Annotated in this window: 14 protein-coding genes; 5 read left to right on the plus strand and 9 right to left on the minus strand. The window is 59.7% G+C overall.

The annotated features are described in order from the left end of the window. Positions 1-12: 12 nt before the first annotated feature. Together AC2D8O_RS04600 and AC2D8O_RS04605 are read right to left on the minus strand one after the other, a co-directional pair. Positions 13-1,980 (minus strand): lactonase family protein, encoded by a 1,968-nt coding sequence (locus tag AC2D8O_RS04600; protein WP_484677618.1) that lies wholly within the window; start codon positions 1,978-1,980, stop codon positions 13-15. 680 nt (positions 1,981-2,660) lie between these two features. Continuing rightward, positions 2,661-3,050 carry a DUF4260 domain-containing protein gene (locus AC2D8O_RS04605; RefSeq protein ID WP_484677619.1) on the minus strand — a complete coding sequence of 130 codons (390 nt, stop codon included), beginning with the start codon at positions 3,048-3,050 and terminating at the stop codon, positions 2,661-2,663. Between the two features lie 144 nt (positions 3,051-3,194). Here AC2D8O_RS04605 and AC2D8O_RS04610 point away from each other — a divergent pair, with 144 nt between their 5' ends. Then, positions 3,195-3,500: a hypothetical protein gene (locus AC2D8O_RS04610; RefSeq protein WP_484677620.1), complete on the plus strand. Its 306-nt coding sequence runs from the start codon at positions 3,195-3,197 to the stop codon at positions 3,498-3,500. On the opposite strand, the gene AC2D8O_RS04615 is transcribed toward AC2D8O_RS04610, so the two are convergent. Both AC2D8O_RS04615 and AC2D8O_RS04620 read right to left on the minus strand, forming a co-directional pair. Then, complete coding sequence (locus AC2D8O_RS04615) at positions 3,477-4,382, minus strand: VIT1/CCC1 transporter family protein (RefSeq protein WP_484677621.1); 906 nt, start codon at positions 4,380-4,382, stop codon at positions 3,477-3,479. The genes AC2D8O_RS04610 and AC2D8O_RS04615 overlap by 24 nt on opposite strands. Positions 4,383-4,453: 71 nt before the next feature. After that, positions 4,454-4,912 (minus strand): hypothetical protein, encoded by a 459-nt coding sequence (locus tag AC2D8O_RS04620; protein WP_484677622.1) that lies wholly within the window; start codon positions 4,910-4,912, stop codon positions 4,454-4,456. 248 nt (positions 4,913-5,160) lie between these two features. On the opposite strand from AC2D8O_RS04620, the gene ligA reads away from it, so the two are divergent. Continuing rightward, on the plus strand, positions 5,161-7,167 hold the full coding sequence (ligA, locus tag AC2D8O_RS04625; RefSeq protein WP_484677623.1) for an NAD-dependent DNA ligase LigA: 2,007 nt from the start codon (positions 5,161-5,163) through the stop codon (positions 7,165-7,167). 358 nt (positions 7,168-7,525) lie between these two features. Here ligA and AC2D8O_RS04630 read toward each other — a convergent pair whose 3' ends face one another. Then, complete coding sequence (locus AC2D8O_RS04630) at positions 7,526-8,932, minus strand: dicarboxylate/amino acid:cation symporter (protein ID WP_484677624.1); 1,407 nt, start codon at positions 8,930-8,932, stop codon at positions 7,526-7,528. Positions 8,933-9,023: 91 nt separating this feature from the next. Further along, on the minus strand, positions 9,024-9,455 hold the full coding sequence (locus tag AC2D8O_RS04635) for a winged helix-turn-helix transcriptional regulator (protein WP_484677625.1): 432 nt from the start codon (positions 9,453-9,455) through the stop codon (positions 9,024-9,026). Between the two features lie 112 nt (positions 9,456-9,567). Between AC2D8O_RS04635 and AC2D8O_RS04640 the strand changes: the two genes are divergently transcribed. From AC2D8O_RS04640 to AC2D8O_RS04650, 3 genes are all read left to right on the plus strand, one after another. Continuing rightward, on the plus strand, positions 9,568-10,470 hold the full coding sequence (locus AC2D8O_RS04640) for an NmrA family NAD(P)-binding protein (RefSeq protein WP_484677626.1): 903 nt from the start codon (positions 9,568-9,570) through the stop codon (positions 10,468-10,470). A 290-nt stretch (positions 10,471-10,760) separates the two neighbouring features. Continuing rightward, positions 10,761-11,309 (plus strand): hypothetical protein, encoded by a 549-nt coding sequence (locus tag AC2D8O_RS04645; protein ID WP_484677627.1) that lies wholly within the window; start codon positions 10,761-10,763, stop codon positions 11,307-11,309. Positions 11,310-11,340: 31 nt separating this feature from the next. Next, a complete protein-coding gene (locus AC2D8O_RS04650) occupies positions 11,341-11,820 on the plus strand; it encodes a hypothetical protein (protein WP_484677628.1) in 480 nt (159 codons plus the stop codon). Positions 11,821-11,906: 86 nt separating this feature from the next. On the opposite strand, the gene AC2D8O_RS04655 is transcribed toward AC2D8O_RS04650, so the two are convergent. From AC2D8O_RS04655 to AC2D8O_RS04665, 3 genes are all read right to left on the minus strand, one after another. Further along, positions 11,907-13,391, minus strand: a complete 1,485-nt coding sequence (locus AC2D8O_RS04655; protein ID WP_484677629.1) for a dihydrolipoyl dehydrogenase family protein — start codon at positions 13,389-13,391, stop codon at positions 11,907-11,909. A 155-nt stretch (positions 13,392-13,546) separates the two neighbouring features. Next, positions 13,547-14,164, minus strand: a complete 618-nt coding sequence (locus AC2D8O_RS04660) for a hypothetical protein (RefSeq protein WP_484677630.1) — start codon at positions 14,162-14,164, stop codon at positions 13,547-13,549. Continuing rightward, positions 14,164-15,120 (minus strand): isopenicillin N synthase family dioxygenase, encoded by a 957-nt coding sequence (locus AC2D8O_RS04665; protein ID WP_484677631.1) that lies wholly within the window; start codon positions 15,118-15,120, stop codon positions 14,164-14,166. The genes AC2D8O_RS04660 and AC2D8O_RS04665 overlap by 1 nt, the downstream gene beginning before the upstream one ends. Positions 15,121-15,423: the final 303 nt, after the last annotated feature.

Consider the following 15,423-nt stretch of genomic DNA (forward strand, 5'->3'; position numbering starts at 1 on the left):
TAGAGAGAGATATTATTTTACCAGACGATAGCGGAAGCCTACAACCGCCTGTGGGGCCCACTGAAAAGCAGCGGGCGGAAGCGCAACGGGTATCTGAACGCCTTCAGGTGCCGCAGGTACCGACTGCCGCAAAGGAGTAAGCGGCAGCCAGGCAAGGCTCATGAGGATGGAAATGCGGGGCAGAGAGGCGCTTTGGGCTTCTGGCAGAGGTGCGCTGGTGCGCGAAGATTCTGGCGCCTCTTCTCCTGATGAAACAGCCAGCGCCACAGAAACGGAGTTGGGCCACACCCGAATGGTATCGGAAGAAACACAGCTACCCTGATGTACCTGAACCCAGTAGCGGCCGGGCAGATGGACATCAATAGCGGGGGCTGTTTCACCCGTGCTCCAATAGTAGCGCCGGGTGGTATCGGCACCTGCACGCAGCCGTAAAGCGGAGCCATCGGCTGGCAGGGTTGTATCGCCACCCAATTCTACTGGGGAGGGGACAAAAACCTGAATGCGCCGAACAACGGAGTCGCAGATGCTGTTGTAGCACCCCTTGAGTTGTACTTCATAAGAACCAGCGGTCAACTCCAGCACTGGGGCTTCATCGGTAGACCATTCCTGAAACGATTCCTGCTGTGAGCGAATGGACCAGCTCCACTTTACCTTCTGTCGCCGATTGGAGCGGTTAACCAACTGTTGCGTTTGGCCTTCGCAGGTGTTGGCCACCGTGAAATCGACCACAATGCTGCCATAACTGCCCGCGATACCATTTGGAAGCCCAAAACCACTGCGACTGCCGTCGGGCAACGCAACTGCATGGTCGGTGAAGACCGGCTTTGTTTGCGCCAAGGCAACCTTCCCAACCCACTGAGCGCCTATGCCTGCCGGGCCGTCGCTCATGGCCACATAGATGTTGCCATCGGGGCCCAATTGCAGTGCCCCTGTAACCAGAGAAGCGTCGGTACCTGACAACTGCACCCGACTGGCGGCGGTCTGAGCGGAGTCAGCCCCCAATTTCCAAGCATTGATGTGGTTTTGCCGCCAATCGGAAGCCACCAGCCAGGTACCGTCACTGGAAAAGGCAAGCCCATAAGGGGACGCAAGTGCTGTGCTATCCTGATGCCAATCGCTGACTACCAACGGATTGGAGATGCGCCCGGTAGCGTTGTCAAACTGGTGGAGTTCTATTCGGCCAAGCCCCGTGATAGCTGCCGCCAGACAGTTGCCGCGAGGTGAAACTACCAATTGGCCGATGGTCCCATCTCTGAACCCAGAGTGCATTTCACCGCTGGCCGACTCCACGGGCGTGCCCAGGCCGGAAGCGGTTACTGGCCAGGCAATAAACGTATTCGAGAACCGTCGATGTGCTATGAGCCAGCGGTCGCGCCCATTGGCATGGTGCACGGCCGCCAGTTTCTCGGTCATGTCGGGTAGTTGCAGGAGGGGTTGTGGGAGAAGCTGGAGCTTGCCGGGAGCAGATTGAACCACACGGTAGACTGTGAGTCCCCGGCTTCTGCCTGCATACCCCCCCTGATCGACGACTGCCAGAAGAAACATTCGTGGATTATGGGGAACCGGCAGGAACAAAGCTGACTGCGTGCTGGAGGCATGCCCCCCCAGGTCGGTAGCAATTACCTGATGCTGATGGTCGTAAAGGGTGTTACCATCTGTGTAGGCCAGTAAGACACCTGCGCTGTCATGCAACACAGCAGCGCCCTCCAATTGCTGCAAAGCGTGGCCCTGAAAGGGGTGCACGCCTTCATTGCTGAAACGGAGGCCGGCATTGTAGCCGAACACCCAAGTCACAGCCTCTTCATTCCCAGCATCCGAGGGAATAGAAGGTACATGTTGCGAAAAGCCTGGAACCGAAGCAGCCTGCGCTTGCGGATCTGCCAGACGGAATTCGTCCTTAAGCCTTATTGCACCGATGTAGTTTCCTGCGGCTTCCTTCAGTTGGATAACCGCACGGCCTTTGCTGTCTGTGTCAAGCAAAAAACGGACAGGGAACTGGGAGGCGGTTGCCCACGCGTGTATAACCTGAATGCTGTCCTTTTTGAGGGAAAGCTGTGCTACCTGGCATATGCGTCCTGTCAGGCTGTCGATTTGCAGGATGTAATAAGAGGCTTTACTGGCGGGATTGTTGATGATTATGCCTTTTGTATTGGGAAGCCTTTCACCGGGCCCTACCAACACAGACCCATCTGCCTTGAATACCCGATAGCCGTCAGTCCAACAGAGCGTTTTGCCTCGCCTGTCCAGCAGGCTGGCTCTCTGTGCCCAAGCTGAATGCACTATCAGCAGACAAGCAACTACGCCCCAGATTCGCCTTCTGCACAACGACAGCCCAAATTGCAAATACATCCACAAATCACCCAAAGAACACCTTCAAAATCAACATAAAATGAAAAGTTTACCATTTTATACATCAATCCTTCTTTCCGGAACAGCCAGTTATTTGACGAGCGAAGGTAATTGGCTAGACCCGATGAGGGAAAGCCCGAGAAGCAATGTAGAATAGCGCCGCAGAGATTACCCTGTTTACACTTGCTGTGAGAGAACGGCAGGCACCAACGCATTGGCGCTGACTACAAGTACCAGCGAGCGTCCCGACGTGTCGGTAAGGCCGCACCATAGATATGTTATCTCGAACCAGCGAAGACAGCTGATGCAGTTCAGGCCGCAGGCTTGTCCTTGCCCACCATTCCCAGGTGTGTGTGCCGGAAACCCTCGGGCAGCTTCAGCCCATAACCCAGCAGCCGGTCCAGTGCCGCGTGGGCAAAGAGGATCAGACCTGCCGCAGCCAGCACGGGAGCCTCGGTATATAGCCCAGCCGCCAGCGTCAGCAGGGCCAACCCCTTGTGGTGAAAGGTGTTGTACAGCGCAGCCCCCACACGTGGCCCCGCCAGATAGCCCAGCATACTGAGGTCAGGGGCCAGCAGCAGCGCAAAAAACGTCCAGAGGGGCAGCCCCAGCAGGTGGTAGCCGTACACCGCAATGCCAACCTCGGCCAGTTCTTCCAATTTCAACGAATGGCGAATGCCCAGCGGGAGGGTAGAATACATCTTTCAGGTATAGTGCATGAAAGGATAGCGATCAAAATGAAAAGTTGCCCCTAACTGTACCATCACCAGCCGCCACACCAGCGGTAAACGCATTGCCGAGGAGCGGGAATCGGCGTGACAGTTGCTTCGAATATTAACCCTTTCATGAAACCCACACTGGAGAAAATCAATCAGGTGCTGGCCGAGTGGAATCCCATTGGCGTGCCCTATGATATCGCTCAGGACGAATACGCGGGCTATGCCTTTCCTGTTTTCATGTGTATTTACAGGGATAAGCCGTTGGAAGAGCTGCTGGTCCACATTCTCTCCGACACAATAGGCCTTACTTATGATCCCGCCAATGCAGCACATGTTGACTCTATTCAGCAGTTGGCTGCCCGGCTGCGAAAAGTCTATGAGGAAACGCCTCCAAGCTGGCTGCCACCCTCACACTTCCACGCCGAACCATAGCCGAACCAGCCAGCCCAGCCCGTAGCTGATCGTTGCCACCCCCAGCGTCAGCCCCGCCATTTCCAGAAACTTGCTCCGGAACCGCTCGCCATACACCACGCTCTGGTAGAACGTGAACACCAGAATGATGCACATGGCATGCGCCAGCGCCCAGCCCAGCGCCACATACAGGCGGTCCAGCAGCAGATACGGCCCCGTCAGCAGGGCTACGGTGAACAGATAGGCGCCCCCGGTGTAGAATGCCGCCGTCAGCGGGCTCCGGTGCGTCCCTTCCCCCCGTTCCGACTTCACCGACAGGTACTCCGACGCCGCCATCGACAGCGCCGCCGCTATGCCCGTAATCAGCCCCACGGCCGCTATCAGCTTCGTCTGTTGCAGCGCCAGCGTGAAGCCCGCCAGTGCGCCCGTCAGCTCTACCAGCGCGTCTGAAACACCCAGCACCACCGAGCCGATGTAGTCCAGCCGCTGCTCCTGTATCCCCGCCAGCAGGGCTTCTTCGTGCTCTTTCTCGTCGGCACGGATGCCCTCCAGCGCTACGGCGGCGTCGGGCAGTTGGTGCGCCAGTTGGGCATAGGTTGCTTCCAGGCGCTGCTCGCTCTGCTCCAGCAGCTTCAGGCTGAAGGTCAGGCCAAACACCCGCGCCAGCCACACGTAGGCATTCACCCGCCAGCGGTCGGGGGGCTGGGTGGTGCCGGTGCGGCTCTGCCAGAAGGCATGGTGGCGCTCCTCGTCGGCGGCCATGCGCTTCAGCAGGGCGCAGTTGTCGCCGTCGGGTGCCAACTCGGCCAGCCGCTGGCAGATGTGGTATTGCGTCAGCTCCTGGCGTTGCAGGCGCAGCACCGCAGGCCGCAGTTCGGCTGGAATGGAAGAAACAGCAGTCATCGAGATATCAGATAGGGCAGGGGAGTGGCCTCAAGATACAGCTTGTGGCCGTTTACAGCCCATCTCTCGCCTCATTCCGGCTCGCTCAGCTCTGCTTCCAGTTGTGCTACAATCGGCGGCACTTTGCGGCCCTTCAGCCACTCCACCGCCAGCAGAATCAGACCGGTCAGCAGGCCGCCCATCAGCATGCCCAGGCCTCCGGCTTTTTCGGCATCTATGTCCAGTTGGTTCAGGGTGAAGAGTGTAAGCGGCAGCAGGAAGAACACCGCCGTCAGGGCGCTGGGAATGGCCGTACCCAGGCGGCGGCTGTGGTGAAACGCCAGCAGCGCCAGCGCCGATCCCAGTCCGTCGAACAGCAGCAGGTACGCATACTGCCGCTCCAGCGACAGCAGCGCGCACAGCAGCGCCACAAAGCCCCCGTTCAGCCACGTAATCAGCAGTTGCAGGCTCGGCTGCGTGTACGACGCCACCAGATACACCAGTATCCAGAACGAGACACTCCGCACCAGTTTTAACAGAAACGCTTTCACAGAGGGGTTAGGAGGGAAGAGTTGCCCTAAAGAACGGAGATTTTGCCCGACGTTGCGTCGCGCTCTTCCCACTCACGTCATTCTGCTGTGAGGATAGGATGGTAGAAGCAGGTGCATCAGGACGACTCACCCAAAATGTTGGCAGTTACCTACAAAAGCATTCTTTTTCTCCCTCCAACTCCGCAGATTTCCCCGCCTCCGTTCCCCAGCCCCTCCGTAACTTCACCCGCTCTCCTCCGCTTCCGGTCATGTCCGTCTCTCCCGCCGAACGCATCCAGCAGCTCACCGCCGAGCTCAACCATCATAACCACCTCTACTACGTCGAGGCACGCCCAGTCATCTCCGACCAGCAGTTCGACCTTCTCCTCAAGGAGCTCGAAGCCCTCGAAGCGGCCCACCCCGAACTCCGCCACCCCGACAGCCCCTCTCTCCGTGTCGGCGGCACCATCACCCGCGAGTTCCCCACCTTCCGCCACCGCCGGCCCATGATGTCGCTGGCCAACACCTACAGCGCCGACGAGCTCACCGACTTCGATCGTCGCGTCCGCCAGGGCATTGGCCGCGAGGCCGAAGACGTCGCCTACTTCTGCCAGCTCAAGATCGACGGCGTAGCCCTCAGCCTCCACTATGAAGACGGCGTGCTCGTCACGGGCGTCACCCGCGGCAACGGCACCGAGGGCGACGACATCACCCCCAACGTCCGCACCATCCGCAGCATCCCCCTGCGCGTGCCTGCTTCCGCCCCCGCCCGGTTCGAGGTTCGCGGCGAGGCCTATATGTCCCAGGCCGACTTCGATCGCCTCAACGCCGAACGCGCCGAGCTCGGCGAACCCCCCCTCATGAACCCCCGCAACACCACCGCGGGCACCCTCAAGCTCCAGGACAGCCGCGAGGTCGCCAACCGCCGCCTCCGCTTCATCGCCTACTACCTCTTCATCGAAGACGGCCCCCAGCCACGCAACGACTCCGAGGCCATTGACCTCCTCCGCCAGTGGGGCTTCCCCGTTTCCGATGCCAATGAGGTTGCTCCCAACCTCGCCGCCGTCTCCACTTACATTGAACACTGGCGCGACCGCCGCGACGGCCTCCCCTATGCCACCGACGGCGTCGTCGTCAAGGTCAACGACCTCCCCGCCCGCGAAGAACTCGGCGCCACCAACAAGGCACCCCGCTGGGCCGTCGCCTACAAGTATGCCGCCGAACAGGCCCAGACCCGCCTCGACCATGTCTCCTATCAGGTAGGCCGAACCGGCTACATCACGCCCGTCGCCAACCTCGTGCCCGTGCTTCTGGCAGGCACCACCGTCAAGCGCGCCTCGCTCTACAACTACGACGAAATCCGCCGCCTCGACCTCCACATCGGCGACACCGTCGTCGTCGAGAAGTCCGGCGAAATCATCCCCAAGGTCATCGAGGTAGTGCCTGGCCTGCGCCCTGCGGGTGCCCAGCCCGTTGCCACGCCCACTCAGTGCCCCGAGTGTAATACCTTTCTGGTGCAGAACCCCGGCGAGGTCGGCTGGTACTGTCCCAACGAGGCCATCTGCCCACCCCAGATCGAAGGCCGCCTCGAGCACTATGCCAGCCGCAAGGCCCTCGACATTCAGGGGCTTGGCACCGAAGTCGTGCACGCGCTGGTAGCGGCCGGGCTCGTCCGCACCCCCGCCGACCTCTACGACCTCACCGTCGAGCAGGTGGAGCAGCTGGAGCGTTTCGCCCGCAAGTCGGCTGAGAACCTTGTGGCCGGCATCAAGGCCAGTGCGCAGGTGCCCTATGCGCGCGTGCTTTACGGGCTGGGCATCCGGTTTGTAGGCGAAGGCGTGGCGGCAAAGCTGGCTGCCGCGTTCCCCACGGTGCAGCTGCTCATGGCGGCCTCCTACGACGCCCTCGTCGCCACTCCCGACATCGGCGAGCGTATCGCCCGCTCCGTCGTCGACTGGTGCCAGCGTCCCGAGAACCAGCACGAGATTGCCCGGCTCTACGCCGCCGGCCTCCAGTTCGAACACGTTGCCGCTGCGCGCGCCTCCGATAAACTGGCTGGCAAGAAGATACTCGTGTCAGGCACCTTCCCCGGCTGGTCTCGCGACGACCTCAAGGCCCTCATTGCCAGCCACGGCGGCGAGAACGCCAGCGGCGTCAGCAAGAACGTTGATCTCTTCGTCGTCGGCGAAGACGCTGGCCCCAGCAAACTGGAAAAGGCCGCCAAACTCGGCGTCCCCGTCGCCACCCTCGCTGACTTGCTCGCTATGATGGAGTAGGGGTGCGGGTCTGTTCCCGTCTCTCGGCTCACGTCATTTCGAGCACAGCGAAGAAATCTATCTGAACATGTTGCGATAGATCTCTTCGTCCCAACACGTTGGGCCTCGAGATGACGTGCAGGAGTTGTTGTCATCGAATACGCTGCGCCTCGCCGTACTTCAATTAACCGCCCCTTGCACGTCATTTCGAGCGCAGCGAAGAAATCTATTTGAACCAGCGGCGATAGATCTCTTCGTCCCAACAAGTTGGGCCTCGAGATGACGTACAGAAGTCGTCCACATCGATTACGCTTCTCCCCCTTCACCAAAAAAGCCGGGTTGCCCCGGCTTTCTTTATCTACAACTGAGGGCGTGCGCCTCAGTCTTTGTTCAGCATCTTGTCTTTCAGTGGAACGGCGCCCGGTACTTCGGCTGCCAGTGCGGCCGCCTTGGCGTCGTCAAACTCGCCTTCCCAGCGGGCAATCACCGCCGATGCCAGACAGTTGCCCGTTACGTTCACAGCCGTGCGGGCCATGTCCATCAGCACGTCAATGCCCAGAATGAAAAGCACCGGCTCGGTCGGCAGGTTGAACGACGCCAGCGTCCCCAGCAGAATCACCAGCGATGCCCGCGCGATGCCCGCCACGCCTTTGCTGGTCAGCATCAGCGTCAGTACAATCAGAATCTGCTGGCCAATCGGCAGTTCCACGCCCGCCGCCTGGGCCACGAAAATGGCCGCCAGCGACAGGTACAGCGTCGAGCCGTCGAGGTTGAAGCTGTAGCCCGTGGGCAGTACAAAGGCCACTACCTTGCGCGGCACACCCAGGCGCTCCATGCCTTCCATGGCGCGGGGCAGGGCTGCTTCCGAGCTGGCGGTGGCAAAAGCAATGGTCACCGGCTCTGACAGCGCACGCAGGAACGCCTTCAGCGGTATCCGGAACAGCAGCAGCACTGGCAGCAGCACCAGCAGCAGGAACGCAATGAGCGCCACGTACAGCGTGGCCAGCAGCTGGAACAGGTTGCCCAGAATCCCCAGCCCCATGTGCGACACCGCGTAGGCAATGCTCGCGCCCGCAGCTACTGGCGCCAGGTACATCACCATGTTCGTGAACTTGAACATCACCTCGGCCAGGCTCTCGGTGAACTCCAGCATCGGCTTGCGCTTGTCTTCCTTCACCATGGCCAGCCCCACGCCAAACAGCACGCTGAACACCACAATCTGCAATACCTCGCCATCGGCTATGCTCTTGGCAATGTTCGTCGGGAAGATGTGCACCACGATTTCCTGCCAGCTTTTGCCTTTCACGGCTTGTAGCGTCTCGCCGGTGCTGGGCATGGCGCTCATGTCAATGCCCACACCCGCCTGGCTGATATTGATGGCGATGAGGCCAATGATCAGCGCCAGCGTTGTCACCACCTCAAAGTATACAAGCGACTTCCAGCCCATGCGGCCCACCTGCTTCAGGTCGCTGTGGCCCGCGATGCCCACCACCAGCGTCGAGAACAGCAGCGGCGCAATGATGGTCTTGATCAGGTGCAGGAAGATGTCCGACAGGAATTTCATTTCGCTGCCGATGGCCGGAAAGTCATAGCCAATCAGCAGGCCCAACACCATGGCGTAGAAGATCCAGCCGGTGAGGGTGCGGCGCATCGCCGTGTAGACGCCCAAGGCTGCAACGGCGGCTATGCGCAGGCCCAGCAGCAGTGTCGCATTCAGCGACAACAGATGCAGCAGCGCTACCACCGCCAGAAAGCCAAAGACAATCAGGAGTGTACGTTGTTTCATGCTCGGGAAATCGGAGTGTTGGCACCCACAGGCGCCAGACAAACCTACGAAAATCAGCCAAAGCGCACAGGTGTTGGGCTGTTAACCCGCTTCAGGCATTTCCATCCGACGTACCCATCAGCCGCAGAAACTCCTCAGGTGGCGGCGGCGCCCCCGGCCGTTGCAGGTAGGCCCGGCTCCAGTCTACCATCGCCTTGAATACCTCTTCCAGCGATTGCCCGTAGGCCGTCAGGCTGTATTCCACCCGGGGCGGCACCTCCGGATACACCCGCCGTTCCACCAGCATGTCCTGCTCCAGCGTGCGCAGTTCCTGTATCAGCATTTTCTCCGATATCTCCGGGATCAGTCGTTTAAGCTCCCCATACCGCCGTGTTCCGGTTAGCAGATATGACAGAATCACCAGCTTCCACTTGCCGCCCAGTACGTCCTGCAAACTCCGCATCACACACAGGTTCGCCTCCCGCGATGCCTTCTGCCAGCACGCACCAAAGGCATCTGCCGAAAATTCCTGATTTTTATCCATCTGACGGTCAGCTATTTTTACCTTCTGGTAGGTACCTTACTTTTATGTAGGTACTTTCTTTTTCGGCAGTAAACGTAGTGGTTTGCAGCACACTTTCCAAATGTCTCACACCATGAAACGTACCTATGTAGTGCTCGGCGCCAGTGGCAACACCGGCGGCCAGATTGCCCAACAGCTCCTGGCCAGCGGTCACAACGTCATTGCCGTGGGCCGCAACGCCGCCAATCTCAACACCCTCGCCGCCAAGGGCGCTGAAATCGCCGTCGGCGACATCCTCGACTCTCCCTTCCTCGAAGGGCTCTTCCGCCGCGCAGACGCCGCCTATCTCCTCATTCCGCCGAACTTCTCCGCCCCTGACTTCCTCGCCTATGGCAATGCCGCCGGGGAGTCCATTGCGGGTGCCGTCCAGCGCTCCGGCCTCAAGTATGCGGTCAACCTCAGCTCCATGCTCGCCGATCGCCCCGAGGGCACCGGTCCCATCGTCAGTGTACACCGTCAGGAGAAGCGCCTCAACCAGATTCCCTCTCTCAACGTCCTCCACCTCCGCCCGGCCTACTTCCTCGAGAACCTCTTCATGTTCGTGCCGATGGTGCAGCACATGGGCTTCACAGGGGGCATGGTCAATCCGGAGGTCCGTTTCCCCATGATCGCCACCGCCGACATCGCCGCCACGGCCGCCCAGCACCTCCTGGCGCTCGACTTCTCCGGCAACCGCGTCCGCGACCTCCTCGGTGCTGCCGACTACTCCTTCGGCGAATTCACCCAACAGCTCGGTCAACTCATCGGCAAGCCCGACCTCCAGTACCACGTCTTCGACGCTCCCAGCCAGAAGCTGGGCATGCTCCAGGCAGGGCTGGGCGAGAGCATCGCCGACCTCTATCTAGAGATGAACGCCACCCTCAATAACCCCACGGTGGACTTCGCTTACCGCACGGCCTCTAACACCACGCCCACCACACTGGCGCAGTTTCTGCCTGCGCTTGCAGGCGCCATCAAGGCCGGCCAGCCAGCCTGACGGACACGGCCTTCTGTTCGCACTCCTGCATTTGCACCCCGCCTCGGCGGGGTGTTTTGGTTTGTAGGCCTCCAGGTCGCGTTATCTTGAGGGCAAAGGCCGAAGATCTATACTTACAAACAAGCCTCTTATCCCGTTGCAGCAGGACCGTCTACAGGGTCGGCACAGGCAACTCTACAATCGTGCTTCCAGATTGCTTAAATCACTGTCACTCATGTGGGCTACCCCCATCTGGCCCCTCGGAACCCGCACCCCGTCTCGCCTGTAGGGTAGGGAAACGCAGTTCCGATATGCGCTCCTCTGTACTCCTTATCTTGCTGCTGGCCACTGCCTGTGTTCCTCCGGGCCAGTGGCTCACCACTGCCGACGGCATGACCGTCTACCGCCCCAAGCCCGGCTCCCTCGCTGCCAAGGCCGACGCCCGCTCCACCGAACGCCTCCGTCGAACCGAACCCATGATTGATGGGTACTGGTACGTCGATTCCCTCCAGCTCGCCGGCTTTCAACAGGGCAAAGTGACCTGCCTGCTCTTCGGCTTCGACGCAGGTGGCCGCTTTCTGCTGCACTACGCCAAACCCGCCACCAGACTCGACTCGCTCTTGCCCGCACTGCATTGGGAAAACGTCATGTTCCGTGGCTTCTACGAAGCAGAGGGCAGGCGCTTCCGCATCCGCGAGGTCGATGTGTATTTCTTCCAGCCCAAACACGGCTTCGCATTCCCCGGCTACAGATTCGATTTGCGTGGCGACAGCCTGATGGTCTGGTACAGACCCGACGGAGAGCGCGCCCGCAGGTTTATCCCTCTCCAGCGCGTCGCAAAACTTGCCCCCGCACCTTGACTTTGACAGGCCCACTTGCCACCTTTCCGGCATGGCTGCTCCCCTCATCGTCTCCCGCCCCGACAACATCTTCCGGGGCATTCTCGTGGCAGTGCTGGCACTGCTGTTGGTGGTTAACTACTCGGTACTGCTGCGGTCGCAGATGAGTTGGGCTGTACTGCTGCCGCTGCTTGTGGCCGGAAGCCTTATCATAGCGCTGCAGTTCCTCATCGTCAAGGTCTTCGCCACCGACCAGACCCTTACCCTCAAGCTCTGGCCCTTCTCTACGCGCGAACTGTACTGGACTGACATCGCCCACGTTGAGCATACCACCGGAAATCCGGTCTTCAAGGTCGGCGGCTACGGCTATCGCATGCGCTGGAAAGAGGTGGCATACGCAGTATCGGGGCCGCACATTTTCCGTATGCGCCTCAAAACCGGCCACTCCGTCACGCTTACCCTCTCCGAGCCAGATGCTGAAACATTCCGCGGCCTGCTCACCCGCCACAATCTGGCACCGGTGCAGCAGTAATTCCGGCCCGCCCAGAAACACAGCGCCCCTGTCAGCAGTCACTGGCAGGGGCGCGGTTATTTATGTAAGGAGATTGGCTGCCGAACTCACACATGCATCGGCATGCACATGCCATCTACCACACGGTGGCAGCGAAGGCTCTGGTCACCAAACACGTGTGGCTTGATGATGCTGGTGCCCAGCAGCATTCGCGCGCATTCCTGCACACCTTCAGGCATACTGGGGTGGGGGTGCGGCATTTCGGCCAGTTCCTTCAGCCCCTTTTTCATGTGAATGAGCAGCGCAACGGCCTGAATGGTGCTGCTGGCGTGTTCGCCCACCACCCGCATACCCAGTATGCGCATCTCGTCGTCGTCGGTCACAATCAGCTTGAAGAAGCCCGTCATGCTGCGCATGGCAATGGCCCGGCCCACGTAGTTGTAGCTGTAGCACGCCACCCGGTATGGGATGTTCTTGCGCATGCAGTCCTGTTCGTTCATGCCCACGCCCGCCACTTCCGGCTGCAGGAACATGATTGTCGAGATGTTCTCGTAGGCCAGTATCTCTTTCTTCTTCAGCACGATCTTTTCTACGGCATGACGGCCTTCCAGCTCACCTACGTTTACCAGGCATACATCGGCGGTGAGGTCGCCCACAGCGTGTATGTTTGGGATGTTCGTCTGGCCGTCGTCGGTGATGAAGCTGCCGCGGTTGTTTACCGCTACGCCCAGGCGCTCCAAGCCCAGCCCTTCGATGTTCGTGGCCCGGCCTACCGACACCAGTGCTTTCTCGGCGTAGTAGGTCTGGATTTTGCCGTTTTTATAGCGCAGCACATACTTTACGCGGTCGCCTTCCACCTCCATGCTTTCCAGCGAGGCGTTGTGGTGTATGGTCACGCCGTTCTGTTCCAGATTGTAGGCGGCCACACGTGCCACGTCTTCGTCTTCAAACGGCAGAATTCGCTCTTCTTTGTCGATAAGGAACACTTTCGTGCGTCCGAAGTTCGAGAAGATGGTAGCAAATTCGCAGCCAATGACTCCCGCGCCCAGTATCACCAGGCTCTCCGGAAAGTCGTCGAACGACGAAATGCCGTCGCTCGTCACAATGATCTTCTCGTCTATCGGAATGTGCGGCAGGTAGCGGGGGCGGCCGCCAGTTGCCAGAATGATGTTGTCGGCCTGCACATTGAAGCTCTGCCCGTTCTGGATGTGCACCTCCGTCGGCGACACCATCGAGCCAAAGCCTTTGGCAAACTTCAGCTGCCCGCTTTCGCTCTTCTCCTGTAGCACTTTCAGCTGGTATTCCAGCTGCCACTTCCGCTCTTCCACGGCGTTGTTCATCACACGGATGACGTCGCGGTAGTCGGTCACGTATTGCAGCACTTTGTAGCCTCGGTCGCGGCGCTCCAGTTTCCGGAAGTCGCGCGACAGCTCCCACAGCGTCTTGCTTGAGAGCGCACCGTTGTAGATGCCCGCACCTCCCACACGGTCTTTCTCTATCAGCATCACTTTCTGTCCGAGGTCCAGCGCCCTGACAGCGGCGGCGTAGCCCGCAGGCCCACCACCGATTACACACATATCGAATGACTCCATCTTGCGGTCGGTTCAGTTCGTCCACACACGAAACTGTGTGTGATAACGGTTGCAGCAAAGCTAATGATATTCAACGCCCTCCTGCGTCCCGCATTTGCGGCATAGCGCTTTTGGGGCAGCCGAAAACGGGTGGGGCGTTCCTTTCTGTACAGTTATCAGCGCAGAGGCGTTCCCACGATGATCCGTTCTACGATCAGATCTTTCGGCAACTGGGCTAACACAGGCTTCTCTACCAGTTGTGCAGGCAGTTCGCTGGCGTCAAATACCAGCAGGGCGCCCAGTTTCGGTACGGCAACAGTCAGGCCCAGCGCGTCAGTCCAGTATGCTTCGCCCAGTTCGGCCAGCTTCTGCACCTCTTCCAGCGTCAGGCCCACGCCAAGTCCTTCGGGGGTGTTGTACAACGGGCTCAATACGTCTATCTGCGCTACCTGACATGGATTGGGAGCCACGCAGGTCACACGCAGGCGCAGCAGCGGACGTCCTGTGCTGTCTATGCACTCTACATATTTGTGTCCTTCTTCCAGCGATTCGCGCAGTTGGGCTTGTGGCACCACCACGCGTACACTATCCAGACTCATGCCTGGCCGCAGACGGCCTACGGCATTGGGCAGTAGGCGCAGGTCCATCAGGGCCTGCTCAGCGGCGGCTTTGGCGGCCATTTCACTGCGCAGGGCTTCGGCTTCGGCACTGCTTCCGGCGCCAGTCTGGCTGTCGGGCGTGCATGCACCCGCCAGCAGCACTGCCAGCAGGTAGGGGGTAAGGCGGCGCTTCATTATTTCTTCAGGCCTATTTCCCGCAGACGCTCGTCCAGATATTCACCTGCCGTAATGGGGGTATAGGCCAGCGGATTGGTGCTAGTAACGCAACTGGGCAGGCAGGTCAGGTCCATTTCGGCACGGGGGTGCAGGAAGAACGGCACACTGAAGCGCGAGGTGTGCATCAGTTCGCGGGGCGGGTTCACCACACGGTGAGTGGTGCTGCGCAGACGGTTGTTGGTCAGGCGTTGCAGCATGTCGCCTACGTTGATTACCAGACTGTGGGGCACTGCGGTTACTGGCACCCACTGGCCAGTGCGGGTCAGCACCTGCAGGCCATCGGCGCTGGCGCCCATCAGCAGTGTGATCAGGTTAATGTCTTCGTGCTCGGCGGCGCGCACAGCCCCTTCCGGCACCGAATCCGGGTCTTCGATCGGGAAGTAGTGGATTGGACGCAGGATTGAGTCGCCGTTGAAAATCTTATCGTCGAAGTAGTGTTCGTCCAGTCCCAGATACAGCGCAATGGCCTGCAGCATGGCCCGGCCTGTGTCTTCCAGCCGGCGGTATACCTCGGTGGTCACACGCTCAAAGTCGGCCACCTCGGCGGGGAATACGTTTGTGGGGTAGCGCTTGGCCCGCTCAGGGTCGTTCTGGATGGTCTGCCCCACGTGGTAAAACTCTTTCAGGTCGCCCACGTTGCGGCCTTTGGCATGCTCTTTCCCTTTGCCAGTGTAGCCACGCTGACCTGCCAGGCCGGGCACTTCGTACTTCAGCTTAACGTCTTCGGGCAGGGCAAAAAACGCTTTCACCACACGATACAGGTCGTCCTGCAGGGTATCGGTCAAGTAGTGGTCGCGCACGGCCACAAAGCCAATGTCCTGATAGGCGTTGCCAAGGTTCTGTACGAAAGCAGCACGCTGCTCGGGGGTGCCGTGGGTGAAGTCGCGGAGCGAAAGCGAAGGAATCGTCTGCATGCGGTAGGTCTGGGGTAGTCTGGCAAAACTACGGTTTTCGCCTTGTCACCCCAAAAAAGCCACAATTCGACCTGGGTGTTTCAACAGGTAAAATTATTCACCGAAAGTAGCTAGTAAGTAACAGACACAACCCGCTAATTTGCTTATTGGTAATTGCGCTAGAACTGCATTAGCTTTTCTTAAGATTTACCGCCCGATCGACTCCAACTTCCTCTCTAACGAACCAACTCTTACTGTCATGCAGTCGTGCCTTCTGCGTTGGCAATCCGCCCGGTTGCCCCGCCTTGCTGTATGTACTGGCCT

Source organism: Pontibacter sp. T17 (assembly GCF_057219875.1).